Annotated in this window: 24 protein-coding genes and 1 tRNA gene; 6 read left to right on the forward strand and 19 right to left on the reverse strand. The window is 64.5% G+C overall.

The window, feature by feature from the left end:
• The gene (locus IWX81_RS04410; RefSeq protein WP_199280008.1) at positions 1-822 is read right to left on the reverse strand and encodes an SDR family NAD(P)-dependent oxidoreductase; all 822 of its coding nucleotides are present in this window, start codon (positions 820-822) and stop codon (positions 1-3) included.
• Positions 823-905: 83 nt separating this feature from the next.
• Between IWX81_RS04410 and IWX81_RS04415 the strand changes: the two genes are divergently transcribed.
• The 4 genes from IWX81_RS04415 (at position 906) to IWX81_RS04430 (ending at position 5675) form a co-directional block, all read left to right on the forward strand.
• Positions 906-1724: a hypothetical protein gene (locus IWX81_RS04415; RefSeq protein WP_199280009.1), complete on the forward strand. Its 819-nt coding sequence runs from the start codon at positions 906-908 to the stop codon at positions 1722-1724.
• Positions 1721-4138 (forward strand): SDR family oxidoreductase, encoded by a 2418-nt coding sequence (locus IWX81_RS04420; protein ID WP_334593024.1) that lies wholly within the window; start codon positions 1721-1723, stop codon positions 4136-4138. Before IWX81_RS04415 ends, IWX81_RS04420 begins: the two co-directional genes overlap by 4 nt.
• 18 nt (positions 4139-4156) lie before the next feature.
• Entirely contained in the window at positions 4157-4957 is an 801-nt protein-coding gene (locus IWX81_RS04425; RefSeq protein WP_199280010.1) for a ferritin-like domain-containing protein, read from the forward strand.
• A 154-nt stretch (positions 4958-5111) separates the two neighbouring features.
• Entirely contained in the window at positions 5112-5675 is a 564-nt protein-coding gene (locus IWX81_RS04430; RefSeq protein WP_199280011.1) for a sigma-70 family RNA polymerase sigma factor, read from the forward strand.
• 30 nt (positions 5676-5705) lie between these two features.
• On the opposite strand, the gene IWX81_RS04435 is transcribed toward IWX81_RS04430, so the two are convergent.
• Together IWX81_RS04435 and IWX81_RS04440 are read right to left on the reverse strand one after the other, a co-directional pair.
• Positions 5706-7109 carry a DUF2130 domain-containing protein gene (locus IWX81_RS04435; protein WP_199280012.1) on the reverse strand — a complete coding sequence of 468 codons (1404 nt, stop codon included), beginning with the start codon at positions 7107-7109 and terminating at the stop codon, positions 5706-5708.
• Positions 7110-7561: 452 nt separating this feature from the next.
• A tRNA-Ala gene (locus IWX81_RS04440) sits at positions 7562-7635 on the reverse strand.
• 80 nt (positions 7636-7715) lie between these two features.
• Here IWX81_RS04440 and IWX81_RS04445 point away from each other — a divergent pair.
• Entirely contained in the window at positions 7716-8267 is a 552-nt protein-coding gene (locus tag IWX81_RS04445) for an antibiotic biosynthesis monooxygenase (RefSeq protein WP_199280013.1), read from the forward strand.
• A gap of 29 nt (positions 8268-8296) precedes the next feature.
• Here IWX81_RS04445 and IWX81_RS04450 read toward each other — a convergent pair whose 3' ends face one another.
• From IWX81_RS04450 to IWX81_RS04510, 13 genes are all read right to left on the reverse strand, one after another.
• Positions 8297-9133, reverse strand: coding sequence for a MetQ/NlpA family ABC transporter substrate-binding protein (locus IWX81_RS04450; protein ID WP_199280014.1), 837 nt, complete (start codon positions 9131-9133; stop codon positions 8297-8299).
• A gap of 49 nt (positions 9134-9182) precedes the next feature.
• On the reverse strand, positions 9183-9950 hold the full coding sequence (locus tag IWX81_RS04455; protein WP_334593030.1) for a methionine ABC transporter permease: 768 nt from the start codon (positions 9948-9950) through the stop codon (positions 9183-9185).
• Positions 9947-10960 (reverse strand): methionine ABC transporter ATP-binding protein, encoded by a 1014-nt coding sequence (locus IWX81_RS04460; protein ID WP_334593032.1) that lies wholly within the window; start codon positions 10958-10960, stop codon positions 9947-9949. Before IWX81_RS04460 ends, IWX81_RS04455 begins: the two co-directional genes overlap by 4 nt.
• A 91-nt stretch (positions 10961-11051) precedes the next feature.
• The gene (gene rsfS / locus IWX81_RS04465; protein ID WP_199280015.1) at positions 11052-11429 is read right to left on the reverse strand and encodes a ribosome silencing factor; all 378 of its coding nucleotides are present in this window, start codon (positions 11427-11429) and stop codon (positions 11052-11054) included.
• Positions 11430-11468: 39 nt separating this feature from the next.
• On the reverse strand, positions 11469-13286 hold the full coding sequence (locus IWX81_RS04470; protein ID WP_199280016.1) for a hypothetical protein: 1818 nt from the start codon (positions 13284-13286) through the stop codon (positions 11469-11471).
• On the reverse strand, positions 13283-13933 hold the full coding sequence (gene nadD, locus IWX81_RS04475; protein ID WP_199280017.1) for a nicotinate-nucleotide adenylyltransferase: 651 nt from the start codon (positions 13931-13933) through the stop codon (positions 13283-13285). Before nadD ends, IWX81_RS04470 begins: the two co-directional genes overlap by 4 nt.
• Positions 13934-13948: 15 nt before the next feature.
• A complete protein-coding gene (locus IWX81_RS04480; protein ID WP_199280018.1) occupies positions 13949-14143 on the reverse strand; it encodes a hypothetical protein in 195 nt (64 codons plus the stop codon).
• Between the two features lie 29 nt (positions 14144-14172).
• Positions 14173-15435 carry a glutamate-5-semialdehyde dehydrogenase gene (locus IWX81_RS04485; protein ID WP_199280019.1) on the reverse strand — a complete coding sequence of 421 codons (1263 nt, stop codon included), beginning with the start codon at positions 15433-15435 and terminating at the stop codon, positions 14173-14175.
• A gap of 38 nt (positions 15436-15473) precedes the next feature.
• Positions 15474-16268: a glutamate 5-kinase gene (proB, locus tag IWX81_RS04490; protein WP_199280020.1), complete on the reverse strand. Its 795-nt coding sequence runs from the start codon at positions 16266-16268 to the stop codon at positions 15474-15476.
• A 9-nt stretch (positions 16269-16277) separates the two neighbouring features.
• Entirely contained in the window at positions 16278-17858 is a 1581-nt protein-coding gene (gene obgE / locus IWX81_RS04495) for a GTPase ObgE (protein WP_199280021.1), read from the reverse strand.
• Positions 17859-17937: 79 nt separating this feature from the next.
• On the reverse strand, positions 17938-18192 hold the full coding sequence (gene rpmA / locus IWX81_RS04500; RefSeq protein ID WP_199280022.1) for a 50S ribosomal protein L27: 255 nt from the start codon (positions 18190-18192) through the stop codon (positions 17938-17940).
• A gap of 12 nt (positions 18193-18204) precedes the next feature.
• Entirely contained in the window at positions 18205-18513 is a 309-nt protein-coding gene (gene rplU / locus IWX81_RS04505; RefSeq protein ID WP_199280023.1) for a 50S ribosomal protein L21, read from the reverse strand.
• A gap of 192 nt (positions 18514-18705) precedes the next feature.
• Positions 18706-19266: a hypothetical protein gene (locus IWX81_RS04510; RefSeq protein ID WP_199280024.1), complete on the reverse strand. Its 561-nt coding sequence runs from the start codon at positions 19264-19266 to the stop codon at positions 18706-18708.
• Between the two features lie 30 nt (positions 19267-19296).
• Between IWX81_RS04510 and IWX81_RS04515 the strand changes: the two genes are divergently transcribed.
• Positions 19297-19560, forward strand: coding sequence for a DUF4031 domain-containing protein (locus IWX81_RS04515; RefSeq protein ID WP_199280025.1), 264 nt, complete (start codon positions 19297-19299; stop codon positions 19558-19560).
• Between the two features lie 6 nt (positions 19561-19566).
• On the opposite strand, the gene IWX81_RS04520 is transcribed toward IWX81_RS04515, so the two are convergent.
• From IWX81_RS04520 to IWX81_RS04530, 3 genes are read right to left on the reverse strand one after another with little or no spacing between them, the layout of a single operon-like run.
• Entirely contained in the window at positions 19567-20967 is a 1401-nt protein-coding gene (locus IWX81_RS04520; RefSeq protein ID WP_199280026.1) for a hypothetical protein, read from the reverse strand.
• Positions 20948-21667 (reverse strand): TIGR03943 family putative permease subunit, encoded by a 720-nt coding sequence (locus IWX81_RS04525; protein ID WP_334593038.1) that lies wholly within the window; start codon positions 21665-21667, stop codon positions 20948-20950. The genes IWX81_RS04520 and IWX81_RS04525 overlap by 20 nt, the downstream gene beginning before the upstream one ends.
• A 19-nt stretch (positions 21668-21686) precedes the next feature.
• Positions 21687-22646 (reverse strand): permease, encoded by a 960-nt coding sequence (locus IWX81_RS04530; RefSeq protein ID WP_199280452.1) that lies wholly within the window; start codon positions 22644-22646, stop codon positions 21687-21689.
• Positions 22647-22841 lie beyond the last annotated feature (195 nt).

Consider the following 22841-nt stretch of genomic DNA (forward strand, 5'->3'; position numbering starts at 1 on the left):
TCACTGGTTTTCGGCCTTCATGTCGTTATGTTCGGAGCCCTGCGCTGGTTGGGCTGTGTCAGTTCTGCTTGACGAAATTTTGGACGAGATCCAGTGGATTGCGGCTCGAGGCGCGTGCCGGGCAAACCACCCGAGTACACGGTAGCGAAGAGTCGGTATGGAGATGACCCTGCCGCGCTGTGCGTCGCGCAAAGCTATGCGCACGACGGTATCGGGCTCGGTCCACAGGACCCCGGGAATCGAACTCCGACGCACCCCTGAGCGTTCGTGCCACTCCGTGCGCACCCAGCCCGGAAGCACTGCGGTGACGCTCACACCGGTGCCACGGAGTTCTACGGACAATCCCTCGCTGAACGCTGTCACCCACGCCTTGATGGCGCCGTATGAGCCGGTGGCGAGGTACGACTGCAGGCTCGAGATGTTGATGATCTTCCCGCCGCGCCCCTTCATCGTGCGTCCGGCTGCTCCGCCCAGCACGAGGACTGCGCGGCACATGACGTCGAACGCGTGGTCATGCGGTGACGTGTCGGTGGACGTCAACGGTGCCCGCAGTCCGAAGCCGGCGTTGTTGACCAGCACGTCGAGGGGGCGAGCTGGGTCCTCGATGCGGGCGACCACTCTCGCGACATCCGTCCGATCGGCGAGATCGGCGGCCATCGTCTCTACCTGTATGCCTGAAGCGGCATACAGCTCGGCCGCCATCGCGTCCAGCCTCGCTTTATCGCGGGCGACGAGCACCAGATCGAACCCCTGGGCAGCGAGTTGCCGGGCGAATTCGGCTCCGATGCCGGATGTGCCGCCCGTGATGAGAGCCGTTGCCATGTCCCTTACATTACGCTACGGGCCCCGTAGCGACTGGCTAGTACACTTGACGGGATTCGTCCCGCGCTTTGGAGGTAGTTCGCATGCCGGAACATAAAGAAGCTCCCGCGGAGAGGGAGGTCGACATCATGCGATTCCCCGCACCCGACTTCGATGTCCGGGAGTATGCGAGGGACGCTGCAGCGAGTCATCGCGACGAACTGGAGCTCGACGAATACAAGAGCGCTCCGCTCAGCGCAGACGCCCTGCGCCTGCTCAGGTACCTGCAGATCATCGAACGCGCCACCATGACACACCTGCGTGGTGTCCTGGTCACGGCCACCCACAAGGACGCTCGGATCACGGCGTTCCTGACGACCTGGGCCTTCGAGAAGTACTGGATCGCTGACGCCTTCGAACAGATCGGTCTCGCGCATCAGCCGGACGGCACCGATGTCGACCGTGCTCCGTTCATCACGCCCGTGGAGCGCACCATCCGTGAAGCCATCTACGCGAACATCGTGGGGCTCCCCATGATCGCAGTGCACATGACGCTCGGCACGATCGACACCTGGCTGAGCCAGGCGGCTTACCGTCGACTCATCGAGATCGAGCCGCACCCGCAGCTCACCAGGACTATCGAGAAGTTCCTTGCGCTGAAAGACCGTCAGCTCGAGTTCTTCGAACTCCAGTCCCGGTACCGTCTCACAGAGTCGGCGCAGGCTCGAAAGATCACGAAGCGACGACTTCAGAAGACCCCATGGCCGGTCGGTGCGAAAGCCGAGCCGCCCCATGAAACAGAATTCTTTTTCCAGCGGCTCTTCGGATCAGCGAAAGAGATCATCAGCGAGCTCGACGCCCGCATCGATACCCTTCCCGGCCAGTCCGGGCTCAACCTCATCGGAAAGGCCGCCAGGCTGTGACTGACGCTCCCCACACTCCCGCAGGCGCAAAGCCTGCACGCAAGACGCCCGTTCGCAAGAAACCCCTTGCGGCACGGGCTCCGGCCACGAAGAACACCGTGCTCACCAACGAGCACGTGTTCATTACGGGAGGGACGGGGTTCGTCGGGCAGGCACTGCTCGAACGACTGCTGTCGTCGCATCCTGACACCCGCATGACCGTGCTGGTGCGCGGAAAGGGCAGCCTGACGGGCCAGGCGCGACTCGCCGGGCTGCTGCGCAAGCCGGTCTTCAAGAACTGGATCGAGACCGTGGGCGAGGATGAGGCGCACCGCCAGTTCTCGACCCGTGTCACCGCCCACGAGGGCAGCCTCGGCAACGTCGGAACGCTTCCGGATGACATCGACGTCGTGATCCACAGCGCTTCGACCGTCTCATTCGATCCACCGATCGACGAAGCATTCGACACCAATGTCGGCGGAGCGCACGGCATCTACGGCGCCCTGCTGGCCAGCAAGAGCACCCCCCACGTCGTGCACATCTCCACGGCGTATGTCGGCGGAATCCGCAAGGGCATCGCGCCCGAGGCATCCCTCACCCACAACGTCGACTGGCGCGCGGAGTACGAAGCGGCGAAGTCGGCCAGGATCAGGGTCGAGCTTGAGTCACGCCAGCCGGAAGCCCTACGCGCGCAACTCACCGCGGCGAAGGCTCGCCACGGCAAGACCGGCCCGCAGGCCGTTGCAGGATTCGCCGAAGCCGCCCGCACAGCCTGGGTGCGCGAGCGCCTCGTCGACTATGGCCGCACCCGCGCCGAGAGCCTGGGCTGGACCGACGTCTACACGCTCACCAAGGCATTCGCCGAGCGCGCGGCAGAAGAGCTGTGGGCACAGTCCGGCCACCGCCTGTCGATCGTGCGTCCGTCCATCATCGAGAGCTCGCTGCATCACCCGTTCCCGGGCTGGATCGACGGCTACAAGGTCGCCGACCCGCTCATCATCGCCTACGGCCGCGGCCAGCTCCCGGATTTCCCGGGTCTGCCGGACTCGATCCTCGACGTGATCCCCGTCGACTTCGTGGTCAACGCCGCGCTGGCTGTCGCCGCTCGCGACGCGAAGCCGAACGAGCCGAAGTACTACCACGTGAGCTCGGGAGCCAGCAATCCGCTGCCGTTCCACCGCATGTACGAGAACGTCAACCGTTACTTCACCGAGAACCCGCTTCCCGATGGCACCGGCCACATCACCGTTCCGCTGTGGCGATTCCCCGGCGGCGTCCGCGTCGAGAACGCGCTGGCTCGCCGCGAGAAGCAGGCGGCGACCGCCGAGCGGCTCATCGAGCACCTTCCGACGACCCCGCGCACTCGAACCTGGCTCGATACCGTCACCAAGGGCAAGCACGGGTTGCAGAAGCTCCGCGCCTTCACCGAGCTCTACCGTGCATACGTGCAGACGGAGATCATCTTCGACGACACGAACACCAGGGCACTGTTCCTTTCCCTCCCGGACGATGTGCAGAAGAACGAGGGATTCGACGTCACCGAGATCGACTGGGAAGACTACTTCCAAAAGGTGCACTTCCCCGCGGTCACCACTCTCACTCGCGCATTCGGCAAGCGACCGGCCGCCAAGGAGCGCGCCACCCGCGCCCTCCCCCAGCGGTCCGATGTCGTCGCGATTTTCGACCTCGAGGGTACGGTGCTCGAGTCGAACCTCGTCAAGCAGTACCTGCAGTTGTGGTCGGGAAGCGTTCCCCGCAAGCGGGTCGCTCACGACCTCGGCAACTTCGCATTCTCGCTGCCCAAATACTTCAGGGCAGAGCGTCGCGACCGTGGAGAGTTCATCCGCACCTTCATGCGCCGCTACCAGGGCTTCAAGGTCAGCGAGATCCAGGGTCTCGTCAGCGGCAGTTTCGGTCGCGCCATGCTCAGGCGGGCGCTGCCGGATGCCCTCCGCCGGGTCCAGGCGCATCGCGACGCCGGGCACCGCACCGTGCTGGTCACGGGAACCATCGACCTCATGGTCGAACCGTTCCTGCCCTACTTCGACGAGGTCGTTGCCGGAAGCATGCACGAACGCAACGGCGTCCTGACCGGATTCCTCGCCGATCCGCCGCTGGTCGATGAAGCCCGCGCAGCGTGGTTGCGTCACTACGCGGCCAAGAACGGGTTCGATCTCGAGCACTCCTACGGCTACGGGGACAGCCACGCCGACCTCGTCTGGCTCCAGCTGCTCGGAAACCCGAGCGTGGTGAATCCCGACATCAGCCTCTACCGGCACGCCATGGAAAAGCACTGGAACGTGCTCGACTGGAAACGCGGTTCCGCGACATCCAAGCCCATCCTGCCGATGCCTACGAACAACAAGAGAACAGCATCAGACACCGCTGCACCCGAAGCACCACAGAGCACGGAAGGAGTCGGGCAGACCTCCTAGGTCGGTCCGCGGCATCCCATGGCATTTGATATCGACAAGTACACCTCCACGTCCAAGAAGGTCGTTTGGGGTGACCTCGATTTCGACCAGTTCCGCACCAACCCGCTGCCCGAAAGCACGCTGCGGAGCCTCAGGTACATGGCAGATATCGAGTACCACACGGTCTGTTACCTTCGGGACCTGCTTGTCACTCCCTCCCACAAGGAGGCCGATGTCAGTGCGTTCATGACCATGTGGAACCGCGAAGAGTTCTGGCACGGCGAGGCTCTCGCTGCTGTCCTCGGCGCTCACGGTGTGACTCTCGACTTCGACCAGCTCAAGGCCACGCGCCTGAAGCTGGGCTGGAAAGACCGCCTCGATCCGATCAAGCAGTCACTGCTCGGCAACATCGTCGGCAAGGATTTCATCGCCGTGCACATGATCTGGGGCGCCGCCAACGAATGGTCGGCTGTTGCCGCCTACAACCGCATGGCCGAGCTCGAGCAGCACCCCGTGCTGGCCGAGCTGCTGCGCCGTATCGCCAAGCAGGAGGCGCGTCACGTGGCCTTCTACGCGACGCAGGCGAGGGAGCGACTCGGCAAGAGCAGGAAGGCACAGGTGCTCGCGCGCTTCGCGCTCAAGAACGCCTGGGGCCCCGTCGGTTCGAGCGTCATGGAGCCGGCCGAGGTCACCCACGTGATGGGTCACATCTTCGCCGGGCCCGAGGGGCTGCGCGAGATCCGCAAGCTCGACGAGCACATCTCCCGCATGCCGGGGCTCGACGGGCTCACCATCGTCGAGAACTCGCTTCGCAATAAGTACGGATACGTCGCAGCCTGAATTTCTGCGGCCTGATTTCTGCGGCCTGATTTCTGCGGCCTGATTTTCTTTGTGGATCGGCGTCATAGCGGTGCCGATCCGCAGTCTCTTCCCGTGAGCAGCTACCCCCTGCTCGCGCGCGTACCCGCGTGCACGGTCGAGACGAACGGAAGAGATGTCTGCCAACGCTGTTGTCACAGAGATTGAAGCCAGGCTCCTGCAGGGTGCGGCAACCGGCGATATTGCCGCCTTCAGCGAGTTGTACAACCGGATGAGCCCGCGCATCCTCGGGCTCATCGTCCGGATACTCCGCGACCGCGCGCAGTCCGAAGAGGTCGCCCAGGACGTCTTCCTCGAGATCTGGCAGCAGGCGGCACGGTTCGATCCCGCACGTGGCAGCGCCGTGGGATGGATGTTGCGCACAGCCCACAACCGCGCGGTCGACAGGGTGAGGGCGTCCGAGGCCAGCACCGCGCGTGACTGGCGGCAGGGCATCCGGGAACTCAACAACTCGCAGGACTCGACCGACGAGGTAGTCTCACTCCGTCTCCAGAGCGTGAAGATCGCAGAGGCGATGGATGCCCTTCCCGAACTCCAACGCCAGGCCATCGATCTCACCCACCTCCAGGGCCTGACGCAGACCGCGGCGGCCGAGCTGCTGTCCGTGCCGCTCGGCACCGTCAAGACCCGAGTCCGCACCGGGCTGGCGAGGTTGCGCAAGGAACTCGAGGCCGCCTGACGGCTCAGTGCTGTTCAGTCGCCGAGCTGCTCAGTCGCCGAGCTGTTCTCCCCGGAGATCGACGAACTTGGCCGCCATGGTCGGATTGCCGCGGGTCAGCTTCTTGATCGTGACATCCTGAGCCTTGTCATTGGCGAGCCGCAGGTTGCGGTTTGTGCCGAGCAGGGCCTCTTTCGTCTTCTGCAGGTGATCGATGGATTTGTCGATCTCGTCCACGGCAGTCTGGAACCGCCGCGATGCCAGGTCGAAGTTGCGCGCGAATCCGCCCTTGAACGATTCGAGTTCCTCCTCGAAGCGGGTCACATCGATGCTCTGCGCCTTCACGAGCGCCAGTTCGGACTTGTACGTGAGCGAGTTCATGGCGGCGTTACGCAGCACCGTGATGATGGGGATGAAGAACTGCGGGCGCACCACGTACATCTTCGGGAAGCGGTGCGAGACGTCGACGATTCCCGAGTTGTAGAGCTCGCTGTCCGGCTCCAGAAGGGAGACGAGCACCGCGTACTCGCAGCCCTTCTCGATCCTGTCTTTATCGAGCTCCTTGAGGAAGTCCTCGTTCTTGTGCTTCGTCGCGGTCGTGTCGCTCTCGTTCTTCATCTCGAACATGATCGAGACGATCTCCGTGCCGGCGTCGTCGGAGTCACGGAAGATGTAGTCGCCCTTGCTGCCGGTGCGAGCGTCGTTGTCTTTCTCGAAGTATGCCCGCGGGAACGCCGTCGCGCGGATCTGGTTGAACGTGACCTCGCAGTGCTGCTCCAGGGTCTCGCCGATCATCTTCGTCGACAGCCTCGCCTTCATGTCGCGCAGTCGCTCGATAGCGTCGTCGCGATCCCGGATCTGGGTCTCGTACTTATCCCTGAGCGACGTCTCGGCCAGCTTCTTCTCCAGCTCGACACGCTCCAAACCGTTCTTCAGCTCGTCGCGCTCCTTCTCCACGGCGCCGAGCGCCTGGGTGATGGCCAGCTGCTGCGATACTTCTCCCGCCTGCAGCTTCGCCTCGAGGTCCTGGATCAGCGAATCTTTCGCCGCGGCGATCTTCTGCACCTCGTTGGCCAGCTTCGCTTCGGCCAGCTCTTCCGCCGAAGTCGAGCTCCGCCTGGCCTGATCCAGCTCGGATCGCAGGGCATCCCGTTCCTTCTCGACCTCACTGAGGGCCTCGACTACCGCGAGCTTTCGCGCGACCTCTCCGCCTTCGAGCTTCGATGTCAGGGCCTGGATCTCGGCGTCTTTCGTGGCCGCCGCCCGCTGCAGTTCGGTGGTGAGTCGCGCCTCGGCGAGCTCGACGGCGCTGCGCTTGTCCTGCTCAGCCAGCTCCAGCCGGTCGTGCAACTGCTGTTCGAATTCGCTGTCGCGAACCTGCTTCACGATGTCGGCGTATCCTGCCTCATCGATCGTGAAGGCCTTGCCACAGTGCGGGCACGTGATCTCGTGCATCGGAGGGTCCTTTCGGATGTCGCTCGACTCGGGGCGTGGTCACACGCAGCGCCCCGTAGAACCATATCCGGACCTGCAGACAGGATGCTGCTGCCGCACCCCCGCCGGCGGCCGTCGGCACTGAAAGCGCAGTTTTCGCCTTCTACGCATCGCTTGAGGGCGAAAAGTGCGCTCTCACCCGCTCGACTTCGCGGATCTTCACGGTCCCAGACTCGCCGCAGACTCGTCGCGGCGGATCGAGAGTGCAGCTTGTGTCGTTATCCGGGACCGGATTCCCGCAGATACTGCACTCTCGATCACGTTTCGTGGCGATGTCGAGGCCGGCGGCGCTGAGAGCGCAGTTTTCGCCTTTTGCGCACCGGTTGGGGGCGAAAGGTGCGCTCTCACCGGGGCCGGAACCCGCCCGGGCAAGGAAAAAGCCCCGGAACCTTTCGATTCCGGGGCTTCCTGGGTGGATCCAAGGGGATTCGAACCCCTGACCCCCTGCATGCCATGCAGGTGCGCTACCGGGCTGCGCCATGGACCCCAGCCTTCCCGCAAGCGCGAAGACAACTTGTCAAGGATACTACATCCGGATGCGGTCGCGAACCCGGGGACAATGGAACCATGGCCCCGGAACCGATCACCGTCTCTGTCACCCGCCACGTCGACCCCGAGCGGGCGAAGGAGGTCGCGGCCTGGGCCAGGGCCGGGCAGGATCTGCTCAGCACCTCCCCCGGGTATCTCGGCTCGGGCTGGGTCAGACCCGATCCCGCGAGCCCCGAGTGGCACATGCTCTTCAGGTTCGCGGATGCCGCATCCCTCGCCCGCTGGCAGGAATCCCCCGAACGTGCGTGGTGGGTTGCCTCCGCCCTCGGGATGGTGGAGCACGATGCCGAGGAACATCGCACCGGGATCGAAGGGTGGTTCGATACACCGTCCACTGTCGAGATTATCGACACCGCGACATCCACTCCGCCGCGCTGGAAGCAGATGATCTCGATCTTCGTGGCGTTCTTCCCGCTGAGCCTGCTCGCCAACTGGGCGCTGACGCCCCTCACCCACGACTGGCCACTCGTCTTCCGGGTGCTCATCACCGTGGTGCTGGTCACGCCGGTCATGACCTACCTCGCCATGCCGCTCGTCACGAGGGCCCTGCGCCCCTGGCTGACCCGCTGAGCGGGCCGCCAGGGACGCTGCGACAGAACCTAGGAGACGGGGACGACGAGGCCGCCCCAGGTGTCCTGCTCGAACTGTGCGACCTCGGGCGAGGTGAGCAGTTCGAAGAGCTTCTGGATGCGCGGGTCGTCCTGCAGTTCAGGTCGTGTCGCGAGGATGTTGAAGTACGGGCTGTCATCGCCCTCAATCAGGATGGCCTGTTCTGAGCTGAGGCCGGCGGGCAGGGCGAACGAGATCGTCACGAACGCGGCATCCACGTCCGGAAGCGCCTGCGGCAGCGTCGCGTTCTCGATCTCGACGAACTCGAACTTCTTCGGGTTGTCGGTGATGTCATTCAGGGTGGTCGCGCCATCGGCGATCTCGATCAACCCTTCGCTCGCGAGCAGGCCGAGAGCGCGACCCTCGTTCGTCGGGTCGTTCGGAATGGCGATCTTCGCGCCATTCTTCAGGTCGTCGAGGCTCGACACCGAATCGCTGTAGAACGCCGCGCTCGGGAGGTAGGCCTCGCCGACGCTCACGAGGTCGCTGCCGGTCGACTCGTTGTAGGTCTCCAGGAAGGTCGAGTTCTGGAACAGGTTCGCATCGATCGACCCGTCGCTGAGCGCGATGTTGGGGGTGTTGTAGTCGGTGAACTCCTGGAACGTGATGTCGAGGCCGGCATCCGCCGCCAGATTCTCCTGTACGAAGTTCAGGATGTCGCCCGCCGGGGTCGCGAGAGCGCCGACCGAGATCGAGCCGAGGCTGCCATCGGCGCCCGAGGTGTCGTCGGCGGCAGGGGTCGAGGCGCAGCCGGACAGGCCGAGCGCAACGACGGCGGCGGAGGCTGCCACGGCCAGTCGGGCGCGGCGGGGGAAGGTGAATCGCATGGTGGAGTCTCTTTCTGCAGTGGTGACGGAGGTGGGAAGGGTTGGGGGGTCAGGCGCCGGGGCGCACGCTGCGCAGCAACGAGCGGGACGCGGCATCCACTCTCGATGTCGACGATGAGCGCCTCGCGAACCGACGAGCGAAGTGGGTGGCGATTGCCTGCAGGATCATGACGATCACGAAGGTGATGACGATGACGGCGGTCATGTGGATGACGCTGTAGCGCTGGTAGCCGTAGCGGATGGCGACATCGCCCAGCCCACCGCCGGCCACCGTACCGACCATCGCGGAGAAATTGATGATCGACGTGACGGTGGTCGACAGGCCCAGGATGATCGACGACAGTGCCTCGGGAACGAGCACCTTCGACACCACATGCCAGCGCGTGGCTCCGAGGGAATCTGCGGCCTCGATGAGGCCAGAGTCGACCTCCTTGATCGAGATCTCGACCATGCGCGCGAAGAACGGGATCGCCACCACCGACAACGGAACGATCGCCGCCGTCGAGCCGATGAACGTTCCTACGACGAGACGGGTGAACGGGATGAGCGCCACCATGAGGATGATGAATGGCACGGAACGGCCGAGATTCACCAGGAAGTCGAGGACGCGGTTGATCACCACACCGGCCGTTCGCGAACCGAAGGGGCGCGCGAACACTCCCCCTGCCTCGGTCCCGACGAGAACGACGCCGAGCGGAAGGCCCACGATCACGGTCACGAGCAGGGCGACGCCGACCATGTACAGCGTCTGCCCGGTGCCGACGAGCAGCACCTGGATGAGGCCCTCCCAGAAGCCCGGAGCATTAGGGTCGATCACGTCACCACCTCCACGAGCAGGTTCTGGGATCTCAGGTCAGCGATCGCAGCATCGTTCTCCCCCGGCGAGCCGGGCAATTCCAGTCGCGTGCGGCCGGCCTGGTTTCCGTCGATCGTCTCGATGACGGCACCGAGGATGCTGACGTCGAGACCGTGGGTCCTGGAGAGTTGCGAGATGACGGGCCGGTCGGCGGTGCCCCCGCTGAAGGTGATGTCGATGACCGTCCCCCCGGATCGTGGCTCCACGGGACCGAGAGGGAACAGGTCACGGGCGAGGCGGGAGCCCGTCGTGGAGATGAGATCGACGAGCTTGCCGGTCTCCACGACCCGCCCGTTCTCGAGCAGGGTCGCGGAGTTGCAGATCGACTTGACTACCTCCATCTCGTGCGTGATGAGAAGCACAGTCAGTCCGAGTTCGGCATTGATCGTCTTCACGAGCTGGAGAATGGAACGGGTGGTCTCCGGATCGAGCGCCGATGTCGCCTCGTCAGACAGCAGAACACTGGGCTTCGACGCAAGGGCTCTCGCGATACCCACTCGCTGCTTCTGGCCGCCGGAAAGCTGCGAGGGATAGGAGCCCGACTTATCGCCCAGCCCCACCAGATCCAGGATCTCGGATGACCGCTTCGAGCGCTCCTTCGACCCGACGCCGGCGATCTCGAGCCCCAGCTCAACGTTGCCGCGCACCGTGCGGCTCGACAGCAGGTTGAAGTGCTGGAAGATCATTCCGATGCTGCGGCGGGCCTCGCGCAGTTGCCCGACCGGGAGCGCGGTGAGGTCGCGATCGGCAACCACGATGGATCCTGAGTCGGGCCGCTCGAGCATATTGATCGTGCGGATGAGCGTGCTCTTGCCTGCGCCGCTCTGCCCGACGACTCCGAAGATCTCGCCGGGCGCGACATCCAGACTCACGTTATCGAGTGCACGCACGGAGTTGTCGGCGCGCCCAAAGAACTTGGTGACATGCTGGAGTTGAATCATCGTCTTTCCGGGGTCGTGGTGAAAGGTCACACGACAACGGGCGACAAAAAACAACAGGCTCAGTACTCAGTCTCGCCGCGATCGTTGCTCGCAGCGAATTCGTTACCCCGTGTTGCGGCGCCTACTCCGCTGGTTTGGCGGCAGTGAGTTCGAGGGGAATCGCCGGGCAGTCTTTCCACAGGCGTTCAAGCGAGTAGTACAGCCGGTCTTCCTCGTGGAAGACGTGCGCGATGATGTCACCGAAGTCGAGCAGGATCCATCGGCCCTCCGCTCGACCTTCACGGCGCAGGGTCTTTGCTCCGGCTTCGAGCATCTTTTCTTCGATCTCACCGGCGATAGCCTGCACGTTGCGCTCGTTACGCCCCGTCACGAGAAGGAAGATGTCGGTCAGCGGGAGGGGTCCGGATACGTCGAGCGCGACGATATCTTCACCCTGCTTGGCGTCGGCGGCAAGAGCGGCAACGGTGAGAAGTTCGCGGGCGCGCGAAGTGGCAGTCACAAGATCCTTAGTGGGAGGGAATTGAGCAAGGGAAGAGAATCAAAATACGTTGAAGGCGAAAGCCGCCACCAACAGTCCGGCGACAACGACGGCAAGCGACGACGCAGCGATGAGCAGTCCGGTCAGGGCCTTGGTGCCCTTGGGCTTCTGGGTGTGGGTGACCCCATGAGCCGAGGCGTGGGTGCTGACGGCACGGATGGCGCGCACCGGAGACGAGTCGGTCGAGATGACTTCGGCATCGTTCAGGTCGAACAGTGCATCCATGCTTTCGCCGTCGAAGCGGTCAGACTGACCGGTCGACGAGAGATTGCGAGGCAGATCGATGGAGCCGGTGAGCATGATCTCACCCGCGCCCGTCAGCGGCCCGCGGATGTCAGCACCATCGGGAATGGACGGCAGGACCAGGGCATTGGTGGTGGAGATTCCACTGCCGATCGTGCGGCTGATGGTGCCTTCAGCAGGTCCATCCTCATCGACGTCGTCCTGGGCCGACCAGTGGCCCGTAGGGGGCGTCCAGTGAGACTCGGTCGGCGCAACGGGGACGGCAGCATTTTCGACGTCGCGGGAGCCATCCTCGGCGGGGACTCTCGTCAGAGCGTCGAACTCCGCCAAGGCGTCAGAGAGAGCGGGACTCTCCTCGGCCGCGGGCGCGACGGGCGGCAGAAGCGGGTCGACCAGCGGCGTCGGCGAGGCGGCGTCGGTGGAATCCGCCGGAACCGGGGACAGAAGGTCGGCAGGCGCGACCGTAGGCGCGGCCGGAGGGACCTGGAACAGGCTGTCGAAGGGCGAGAGAGCGGGAGCAGTGAAGGCCACCTCGTCGACAGCGGCAGCATCATCGGCCGCGATCTCTTCGGCGCTCCCAGCGGGAATGGTCGGATCGACGAGTGGCGGCGGGGTGCTGGTGACGTCCGATTCCGCCGGTGCCGACTCTGCCGCGGGAGGTGACTCTGCCGCGGGAAGTGACTCCGCCGCGGGAAATGACTCTGCCTCCGCATCGCCCTCGTTGTCATCGTTGAAGGTGGTCTCGACGAACACAGCAGCCGCCGCGCCAGTGAGTGATCCGTCCGGCGCGAATTCCGGCAGTCGCGGCGGTGCCTGCTCGCCGAGTTGCTGGGCCGCGAGCTGCTGGGCCTCTAGCTGCTGGGCCGCGAGCTGCTGGGCCTCTAGGGCACGCAACTCACGACGGGTCATCGTGTGTTCCGGAATAACGAATGCCGGCGCAGGCGCGAGAGGAACATCGATCTCGTCGACGGCCGTGGCCTCGGATTTCGGAGTCGATGTCGCCGGCGCGGGCGGCACGATGGTGTCCTGAAGCGCAGATTCAGGGACGAAGAACTGGGGTCGAACTCCGGCGAGTGCGCTTGCAGCCGGAGGGCTGAACGCCGTCACCGCGGGGGGATTGTCCACAGCGCTGGGCTGCGCGGTGTCGGCTGCAGCAGGCATCCATCCGGCCGCAGACGGCACCGAGGATCGACGGCCCTCCGGGCTGTAGTCCCTGACACGGTACGCGGGGCGGTCTGTCTGCTGGATGGCCTGGGTGGGAGGGAAGTTCTCGAGTCCGGGCTCGACCACGGGATGCTCGGCCGCGGCCAGGGCATCGGCCTGGTCGACGATGGCGATCTGCTCGGTGACAGCACTGGGTGGTCCAGCCGGCGCGGCGGCGCGGCGGCCCTTGGGCGCTGACTCTGCGGCACCGTCTGGTGCGCTCCAGGCGCCCACTGCCGCGGAGTCGGGCGAGTAGGTCTGCGGTGCGTCGGGCTGTTCTCCGGTGAAGTCAGCCTGCTCGGCGCTTTCTCCGCGCTCACTCTGACGAGCCGCCCGCCTCGACTGGGGCTGCGATTCTTGGAATGTCGTCATGAAATACTCCGATACAAATGGTGCTTGGCGATGTACTGAACCACACCATCGGGAACCAAATACCAGACCGGGAAGCCCCCGCTTACCCGGTTTCGGCAGTCCGTGGAGGAGATGGCGAGCGCGGGCACTTCCAACGAGCTTACGCCCTGCTCTGGTAAACCGCTAATGGTCAGGGGGTGGCCCGGTCGGGACACCGCGACGAAATGAGCAAGGGACCAGACTTCTTCGACGTCTTTCCACTCCATGATCTGAGCGACCGCGTCAGCCCCGGTGATGAAGAAGAGGTCGGCCTCGGGCCGGGCCCTGCGAATATCCCGAAGGGTATCGATCGTGTAGGTCGGGCCCTGGCGATCGATGTCCACTCGGCTGACGGTGAACCTCGGGTTCGCCGCGGTGGCGATCACGGTCATCAGGTAACGATGCTCGCCCTCGGTGACGGTCTTCTTCATCCACGGTTCGCCGGTCGGAGCGAAGATGACCTCGTCGAGATCGAATTTCTGCTGCACCTCACTGGCGGCGACGAGATGGCCATTATGGATCGGGTCGAACGTGCCGCCCATCACGCCGATGCGGGCCCGCCTCGGCGGAACCGATTCCTGCGCGGTCGAATCCAGCGCTGGCTCGGCCACCGGAGCTAGTTCGGCCATTGAAGCTCGAAAGCCCTAGTGACCAGCGCCGTGGGTATCACTGGACTTGCCAGCGCCCTGTCCCTGCCGGTTGGCGACGTCACGAAAGCTGAACACGACAAACCCGAGAGCGATGAAAATGGCCGCCGCGATGCCAGCGAACGCCAGCGGAGGCATGAGCAGTGGTGCGAGTTCCTCGGTGCTTTCAGCGAGGACGACGAGCAGCGACATGTTTCTCCATTCGGGGTTGCTCTTAAATACTAGCCGCGAACCTGGCCTGAGCCGCGCACGACCCACTTCGTGCTGGTCAGTTCCGACAGGCCCATCGGGCCGCGGGCATGCAGCTTCTGGGTGGAGATGCCTACTTCGGCTCCGAATCCGAACTCACCGCCATCGGTGAATCGGGTGGATGCGTTCACCATCACCACGGCGGAGTCGACCTCGGCGAGAAACCGTTCCGCCCGCCCGACATCGTTGGTCAGGATCGACTCGGTGTGATGGGTGGAGTATCGGCGGATGTGGTCGAGAGCCTCGTCGAGGTCATCCACCACCCGCACCGCCAGGTCGAGACTCATGTACTCGGTCGCCCAGTCATCATCGGTGGCAGCGACCGCATCGCCGAACACGGCCAGCGTGCGCTGGTCGGCATGGATCGTCACTCCGGATTCGCGCAGTCGGGCCAGGACAGGCGGCAACAGCCTCGCCGCCGCGCTCTCGTGCACCAGCAGAGTCTCGAGGGCGTTGCAGACGCTCGGTCGCTGCACCTTGGAGTTGTGCACGATGTCGACGGCCTGGTCGAGATCGGCCGACTCGTCGAGATACACGTGCACGATTCCGGCACCCGTCTCGATCACCGGAACTGTGGATTCCGCGACCACGGTGTTGATGAGGTCAGCGCTTCCCCGAGGGATCAGCACGTCCACGAACCCACGCGCACGCATGAGCTGCTGCGCGCCCTCGCGGCCGAACTCGTCGATGGACTGCACGGCATCCACCGGCATCCCCGTCGCATCGAGCGCGGAGCGGATCACCTCGACGAGTACGGTGTTCGTGCGTTCGGCTGCCGACCCGCCCCTCAGCACGACGGCGTTGCCGCTCTTCAGCGTGAGGGCGGCGATGTCGATGGTCACATTCGGTCGAGCCTCGTAAATGGCGCCGACCACCCCGAAAGGCACGCGCACCTGGGTGAGTTTCAACCCGTTCTCCAGAGAAGACCCCCGCACGACGTCACCGACGGGATCGGGAAGGGCGACGATCTCGAGCACCGCGGCAGACAGGGACCCGAGCCTCTTCTCGTCGAGCCGCAGTCGATCCTGCAGCCCTGCGGGCATGCCGGACTCTCGACCGCGAACGAGATCCTCCTCATTCGCCGCAAGGATTCGGGCGGCATCGGCCACCACTGCTTCGGCGATCGACCGCAGCGCGGCGTTCTTCTGTGCCGTCGTCGCCGTCGCCAGCGCCCTGGCCGCTTCGCGAGCGGCCGTGAGCTTATCGGTGAGGGTCAGGGTGAGGGTGTCGGCCATGGCCGTAGTTTATCCGCGAGACCCTCACCTCGGCGCTGTCAGTGCGGGAGTGCCGGGGCGAACCACGTGCCGAGATCTGCGCCTTCGAGAGCCTGGGAGACGCTCCCCGTGGCGGCGAGCAGCACAGGGATTCCGGATGCAGCGGCGAGCCTCGCCGCGGCGACCTTCGTGCCCGCTCCCCCGGTTCCCACTCCGGCCGAGCCGATGTCGCCGAACGTGACCCCCGAGAGGTCGTCAGCGAACTCCACATGATCGATCTTCATCGCGCCGGGTTCGCCGGGAGGTCGGGAGTACAGCGCATCGATATCGCTGAGCAGCACGAGCACGTCGGCGCTGACCAGGATCGACACGAGCGCCGCGAGCCTGTCATTGTCCCCGAACCGGATCTCCTGGGTCGCGACCGTGTCGTTCTCATTCACGATAGGAAGGATGCGCAGCCCGAGCAGGCGCTCCATCGCGCGCTGCGCGTTGCTGCGGTGCGTGGCGTTCTCCATGTCTCCCGCCGTGAGCAGGATCTGTCCCGCGACGATCGAGTAGCGCGAGAGGCTCTCCTGGTAGCGGTAGATCAGCACGTTCTGGCCGACGGCGGCCGCGGCCTGCTGGGTCGCGAGGTCGGTGGGCCTGCCATCCAGTTTCAGGAACGGGATGCCCGTGGCGATAGCCCCCGACGAGACGAGGATCACTTCACAACCGCGGGCATGCGCCGCGGCCAGTGCATCGACAAGGGGCGCGATCTGACCCACGTTCGGCCCGCTGACCGATGATGAACCCACTTTGACGACGATGCGTCGCGCGGTGGAGAGATCAGATCGGGACCGGACGCCGCCGGTCACCGAACACCGCTAGTCACTGAACACCGTGGAACCGTCGTCGTCGCCATCGGTCTTCTTGGCGCCGCGGCCGGACTTGTCGATCGCGAATCCTTCGTCGTCGACCCAGATGCCGGCGGTGCGCTCGGCCTGGAGTTCTGCGCGAGCGGCGGACTTGGCATCCATCCGCTCGAGGTAGGTCTGGCGACGCTTGCGGTTGGTGTCCCGCTGGTTATTGTCGAGCCTGGAGTCTGTTCCGCGCGGGCTCGTGATGAGCTCTGCCGTTGACGACAGGGTCGGCTCCCAGTCGAAGACGACGCCGCCGCCGGCACCGATCATGACGGTCGACCCGGGTACGGCGCCGGCCTTGAACAGGTCGTCTTCTACCCCGAGCTTGGCGAGCCTGTCTGCGAGGAAGCCCACGGCCTCTTCGTTCGCGAAGTCGGTCTGCGCGACCCAGCGTTCCGGCTTCGCTCCGATGACGCGATAGATGTTTCCGAAGGTTCCACCCTCGACCTTGACGACGAAGTCTTTCTCGTCCACGGCGCGGGGGCGGATGACGATGCGCTGCTTGGCCGGTTCGAGAATCCGAGCGGCGCGATCTGCCTCGACCAGGGCCGCGAGGGCGAAAGAGAGCTCACGCAGTCCGGATCGCGACACGGCAGATACTTCGAAGACGCGGTATCCGCGACCCTCGAGTTCTGCGCGCACGAAGTCGGCGAGTTCGCGCCCCTCCGGCACGTCGACCTTATTGAGGGCGATGAGCTGCTCACGTTCGAGCAGCGGCAACTGGCCCTCGGGAACCGGGTAGGCGGCGAGCTCGGCGAGGATGATCTCGAGGTCGCTGATCGGGTCGCGGCCGGGGTCGAGCGTGGCACAGTCCAGCACGTGCAGCAGGGCGGTACAGCGCTCGACGTGCCGCAGGAACTCGAGGCCGAGACCCTTGCCTTCGCTCGCGCCCTCGATGAGGCCGGGAACGTCGGCGATCGTGTATCGCGTCTCGCCGGACTCGACGACTCCGAGGTTGGGGTGAAGGGTCGTGAACGGGTAGTCGGCGATCTTGGGCTTCGCGGCGCTCATGGCGGCGACCAGGCTCGACTTGCCCGCTGACGGGTACCCGACGAGCGCGACATCCGCCACGACCTTCAGTTCGAGAAAGACATCACCTTCGAAACCGGGGGTGCCCAGAAGGGCGAATCCCGGCGCCTTACGCTTCGTGGTCGCAAGGGCCGCATTGCCGAGGCCGCCCTGGCCTCCCTGGGCGACGACGAGCCTGAGGCCAGGGGCATCCATATCGAGAAGCTGGTTGCCGTCAGCGTCTTTGACGACGGTGCCGACGGGAACCGGCAGGATCATCTCCTCGCCGGATGTTCCGCTCTTGTGATCTCCCTGGCCGGGCTGGCCGTGGTCCGACCTGCGGTGTGGCGCGCGGTGGAAGCCCAGCAGCGTCGTCGTGCCGGAGTCGCTCACGAGCACGATGCTGCCGCCGTCACCACCGTTGCCGCCATCAGGGCCAGCGAGCGGCTTGAACTTCTCGCGCTTGACCGACACACAGCCGTTTCCGCCGTGCCCGGCGCGGAGGTGGAGCGTGACCTGGTCGACGAATGACGCCATGGCACTCTCCGTTCTTGCTTGGTTCTGGTCTTAAACAGCGAAGGCGAGCCGAAGCTCGCCATCGCGGTGAAACGTGAAATTAGACAGCAGTGACGATGTTGATGACCTTGCGGCCACCCTTTGCGCCGAACTCGACCGCGCCGGCGGCGAGGGCGAACAGTGTGTCGTCATTGCCACGACCGACGTTGACGCCGGGGTGGAAGTGGGTGCCGCGCTGGCGGACGATGATCTCGCCCGACTTGACGACCTGGCCGCCGAAGCGCTTGACGCCGAGGTACTGCGCGTTCGAGTCGCGCCCGTTACGGGTGGAGCTTGCGCCCTTTTTGTGTGCCATTAGTCGACTCCTCTACGCGATGCTGGTGATCTTGATACGGGTCTGCTCCTGGCGGTGGCCCTGGCGCTTCTTGTATCCGGTCTTGTTCTTGAACTTCTGGATGACGATCTTCGGGCCACGGAGGTCGTTCAGCACCTCGGCGACGACCTTGACCTTGGCCAGGTCCTTCGCGCCGTGCGTGATCTTCTCACCGTCGACAAGCAGCACGGGAACGAGTTCGACGTTGCCGTTCTCGTCACCCTTGATGCGGTCGAGGACGACGATCGTGCCGACCTCTACCTTTTCCTGGCGCCCACCGGCGCGCACAACTGCGTAAACCACTTGGTTTCCCTACCTATTTTGTCGAGTCGACCGGAAATCCGGAGCGCTCGAACGAATCAATGCAATGAATCAAACCTGTTGGAAGCTGTTGGTGTTCAGAGCGGGCTCGGCCCAGCAGACACCAAGGGTCAACAGTACCCGAGAGTGTCGGAGCGGTCAAACCCAATACGCCCCGAAAGGCGTGCCTCGAGTCTACAGGTCGATGATGCCCTCGAGGGGGCGCTTCGGTGGGTGATCCTTGCGCCAGATCCACAGCAGGATGCCCGCCAGCACGCCCAGGGGCAGTCGCATGACGAACAGGCTGATCGCCCCCGCCAGGGCGTTCAGGAGCCCCGCTGCAGCACTGCTGCCACTGAAGGTAGGGAGCGGGAATGAGTTGCCGAACAGTGAGCCTGAGGTGTCGAAAGAGCCAATCACGGCCATCACCGCCATCACGACGAACGTCAGGGTTGCCGCGATTCCCGTGGCGAGGATCGCACGGGTTATCACATGCGGCACCCTGAGCTCCTCCGCGATCGGGGCGACGAGCCACAGGCTGAGGAAGAACCCGATTCCGAACGGTATAGCTCGCACGATCGAGTAGCCGACAGTCAGCAGGAATATGTTCGGCATGACCTGCCCGCTCGCATACAGGTAATTGGTCGCCGTCTGAACCATGTCCTGGGTGACGAGCACCACGACCAGCGCGATTCCCGTGATCCCCGAGACGAAGGCACCGTGCCTGCGGACGAGTTGCTTCATGGTCATGGTCATGGCCCCCATGCTAACCCCTAGTATTTTCGGATGACCGTGTTGATCGACCAGCCGATCTGGCCCGCGCACGACACGGTCTGGGCCCACATCGTGAGCGACTCGTCACTGGTCGAGCTGCATGAGTTCGCGGCATCCGCTGGGCTCCCCCGCCGGGCCTTCGACCTCGACCACTACGACGTGCCGGCCAGAATGTGGATCGAACTCGTCGCTCTGGGTGCCGAGCCCGTCAGCATCCGCGAATTCGTCCGCAGGCTGGAGGCCAGCGGACTCAGGGTGCCCCAGCGGGACCGGTAGCGCCACTCACCATTCGAGCGCAAAACCCTCGAAGCTGCGCACCTGAGCACCCGACGCGATATCGACGATGATGGTCGTCGCGGTCGTCGACCGCGCATCGACGGCATAGCCGTCCGACTCGCTCGAACTGTTGTCCAACACGACGTCGATGCCGACATACTGGTCATTAGGCGAGACGGTGAAGCCGGTAATGCTCCCTTTCCCCTCTGGCGTCTGATAAATAACACGCGACTCAGTGCCGTCATCGTAGACGAGGAGGCTCGCGAACCTGGTGCCGCTCTCATCGGGCACGACCACCTTCTCGATGCGATCGCCGTTAGCCATTACAGCTGTCTCGCCCAGGAAACCGGCCTCACCGAGCACGGGAGACGCCACCAGCCGCTCCTGCGAGCCATCGGCGATCGTCAGGGCTACCGCTCCTGCCGTATCCACCATCGTGATGATGCTGCCATCGCCCGAGATCCTGCCGAACTCCGAGAACTGCCCGAGGGGCGTGACCGCGCGGTCCACGGTGTCGACCAGCACGAGGCTCTTGTCGGTCGACAGCGCCAACAGCGTCGACGTCCCTGGAATGAACTGCCAGCCGAGCACCCGCAGCGGCTGGCCGTCGATTCCGACGACGGCCTCCACCGAGCGGCCGGAATCGAGGTCGAGCGTGTACAGGGTGTTCGCCTCGGCCGGATCGGCGCCGTCCGCCGTGCTCGTGAGCGTGAATCCGATGACGGTACCGGATGATGCCGCGTCCAGGTCCCGGATCGTGACCGCCCCAGGCAACCTCACCTGCTCGGTGACCCCGTCCCTGATGCTCACCAGTTCCAACATGCTCGAGTCATCGTCCGCCAGCGAGACCACGGCAAGCGAATTGAGGAGCTGTCGGAAGTCCTGGATTTGGGTGCCGGAGTAGATGACAGAACGGTCGGCCCCGGACAGTCCAGTGCTGATGATCTGGTCGGCCGCGCTAGATCCACTCGCGGGGTCGGCCCGATCGAGGAACAGCATCGTCGGCGAATCGGTGATGAAGCTGTACTCGATGGTGGACGATTGCGACAGGTAGACGCTGGAGACCCCCTCCACCCTCACCGTGTACTCCGTGCCGTAATCCAGTCGTTCATCGAACTGGACAGAGATCACGTCATCGGTCGTCGTCACGCTGACGTCGGCGGAAGGTGACACCGTCACCTGATCGGCGCGTACCTGCGCGACATCCTGGTTCGCGAACAGCCGCAACTGCTGGTTGCCCTGGGTGACGACACCGCTGGTGTCGACCTGCGCGCTCGACAGTTTCGGACCCTGGAGATATCCGAGCCCGAGAAAGAGCGCGCACAGGAGGGTGAGGGCGGCTGCCGTGACACCGAACGTGATCCTGAAGCGCCGCCCGCCCCCCGTGTCAATAGAGGTATGGCTCACTCGGCCGCTCCACAGGTGTGACGGTCTCGGGATCGAGCGCGATGGACTGCATGCTCTTCGCGCTGCCGTTTGCCTCGAACTCGCCGGTCACCCGCACCCACTGGTCGACAGCGAGCGTGTCGGGCCAGTTGGGGAGGTAGACGGGAATCCCTGCTGGTTGTGCATCGACGGCACAGCACGTGACCACGAATCGCGATACGTAGAAGACGTTCCTCGGGTCGTCCGGGTCAGCCGTGACGAAACCGACCACATCGACCGGTTTGGCGTCATAGAACGCGAGATCACTGGACTGGCGCAGCAGGGACGACCAGTCGACGACGGTGAACGTGGCGAACACCGCGGTAGGCGCGGTCGATGCCTCGCTCACCGACTGCTTCTCGGTTCCGATCGAGGTGCTGTTGATATCACGCTGGCTCGCCGTCGCACTCGTCAGCGTTGCGGGTGGGATGACGACCATCGAGACCGCCAGCAGGCCCGCAACCGACGCGGCGACGATCGAGAGGGTCTTCGCGGTGCGACGCGACGGGGGTTCATCCTCGTCATGTCGAGGCCGGGACAGCACGCTGGCAACCACCAACGCGAGAGCGAATACACCCATGATCACGGTGAAGACGATGTACCGAGGGTGGATGTAGAGCACCAGCTCGTTCCGCACGGCCAACCACAGGGTCGCGATGACGGCGATTCCGATGAGAACCACACCCCGCCACGGTGCTGCACTACGCCACATAATTGACCACCAGTCCGATCAGGGCGCTCACCAGGGCCACGATGACCGTGAGCTGGACAAGCACCTTCGTGGTGAACGTGGTGCGCAGGATGGCGAGCATTTTGATATCGATGATCGGCCCGAAGACGAGGAATGTCGCGATGGATCCCGGCATGAAGGTGCTCGCGAACGGAAGGATGAAGAACGCATCCACGCTGGAACACACCGCAATAACGAAAGCCAGCACCATCATGGCGAGGATCGACCAGAGCGGATTTCCGCCGAGAGTCACCAGTACGTCGCGAGGCACGAGAACCTGAATAGCCCCGGCCACGAGCGAACCGATGAACAGGGCTGGCATGATCACGCTCGCCTCGCGCACGAAGATGTCGACGCTCCCGCTTCGGCGCGAGTGCGAGTGTTCGTCGGGCGGCCGGCTGCACTGCAGGGCGAATCCGGGGGTGAGCATGGCGACCGGGTTGGGATGCCTGCTGAACAGCCAGCCGACGAGGTTCGCGATCGCGAGCCCTCCCGCGATTCGAGCCACCAGAATGCCGTCGTCGAAACCGAAGGCCTGATGGGTCGTGATGATCGTGATGGGGTTCACGATAGGCGCAGCCAGCAGGAAGGTCATGGCTTCGGGAACCGTGAATCCGCCGACGATCAGGCCGCGAGCCAGCGGCACGTTCCCGCACTCGCATACCGGCAGGAAGATGCCGAACATCGAGATGCAGGCGCGCCGCAGCACGGGGTGGCGGGGCAGGTACTTCATCAAGGCACCGTCGGGTAGCCACACCTGCACGATGATGGACAACAGGATGCCGAGGATCACGAACGGCAGCGACTCGATGACGACACTGATGCTGAGGGTCAGCAGATCCTGAATCTCGTTCGGGAGCGAAAACCCGGAGCCCTCGATGATTCCCCTGAGCAGGAACAGGCCCGCCAATCCTGCCGTTCCCACCGCCAGCCAGGTCCATCGTCTACGGCTGGGCTTGCGGTGCCGGGAGTGATCGTGCACCAGTTCCTGTACGCCCGTTGCCACGGGAGAATGCTACTGCTCGAGATGTCAGGGTCGGGGGTGAATCGCCTGACCTCCGCAGATCGGGGGTGGTTCGAGCCTAGGTCCGTCTGAAAAGGCGTGTCAGGAGGCTCGGCTTCGTTA

The organism is Salinibacterium sp. CAN_S4 (genome assembly GCF_015752305.1).
Classification (GTDB): domain Bacteria; phylum Actinomycetota; class Actinomycetes; order Actinomycetales; family Microbacteriaceae; genus Rhodoglobus.

Excerpts from the sequence above, each read along its gene's own strand:
- IWX81_RS04410 (WP_199280008.1), bottom strand. The coding sequence starts at position 822 with ATGGCAACGGCTCTCATCACGGGCGGCACATCCGGCATCGGAGCCGAA.
- IWX81_RS04415 (WP_199280009.1), top strand. The coding sequence starts at position 906 with ATGCCGGAACATAAAGAAGCTCCCGCGGAGAGGGAGGTCGACATCATG.
- IWX81_RS04425 (WP_199280010.1), top strand. The coding sequence starts at position 4,157 with ATGGCATTTGATATCGACAAGTACACCTCCACGTCCAAGAAGGTCGTT.
- IWX81_RS04430 (WP_199280011.1), top strand. The coding sequence starts at position 5,112 with ATGTCTGCCAACGCTGTTGTCACAGAGATTGAAGCCAGGCTCCTGCAG.
- IWX81_RS04435 (WP_199280012.1), bottom strand. The coding sequence starts at position 7,109 with ATGCACGAGATCACGTGCCCGCACTGTGGCAAGGCCTTCACGATCGAT.
- IWX81_RS04445 (WP_199280013.1), top strand. The coding sequence starts at position 7,716 with ATGGCCCCGGAACCGATCACCGTCTCTGTCACCCGCCACGTCGACCCC.
- IWX81_RS04450 (WP_199280014.1), bottom strand. The coding sequence starts at position 9,133 with ATGCGATTCACCTTCCCCCGCCGCGCCCGACTGGCCGTGGCAGCCTCC.
- IWX81_RS04470 (WP_199280016.1), bottom strand. The coding sequence starts at position 13,286 with ATGACGACATTCCAAGAATCGCAGCCCCAGTCGAGGCGGGCGGCTCGT.
- nadD (WP_199280017.1), bottom strand. The coding sequence starts at position 13,933 with ATGGCCGAACTAGCTCCGGTGGCCGAGCCAGCGCTGGATTCGACCGCG.
- IWX81_RS04480 (WP_199280018.1), bottom strand. The coding sequence starts at position 14,143 with ATGTCGCTGCTCGTCGTCCTCGCTGAAAGCACCGAGGAACTCGCACCA.
- IWX81_RS04485 (WP_199280019.1), bottom strand. The coding sequence starts at position 15,435 with ATGGCCGACACCCTCACCCTGACCCTCACCGATAAGCTCACGGCCGCT.
- obgE (WP_199280021.1), bottom strand. The coding sequence starts at position 17,858 with ATGGCGTCATTCGTCGACCAGGTCACGCTCCACCTCCGCGCCGGGCAC.
- rpmA (WP_199280022.1), bottom strand. The coding sequence starts at position 18,192 with ATGGCACACAAAAAGGGCGCAAGCTCCACCCGTAACGGGCGCGACTCG.
- IWX81_RS04510 (WP_199280024.1), bottom strand. The coding sequence starts at position 19,266 with ATGACCATGACCATGAAGCAACTCGTCCGCAGGCACGGTGCCTTCGTC.
- IWX81_RS04515 (WP_199280025.1), top strand. The coding sequence starts at position 19,297 with ATGACCGTGTTGATCGACCAGCCGATCTGGCCCGCGCACGACACGGTC.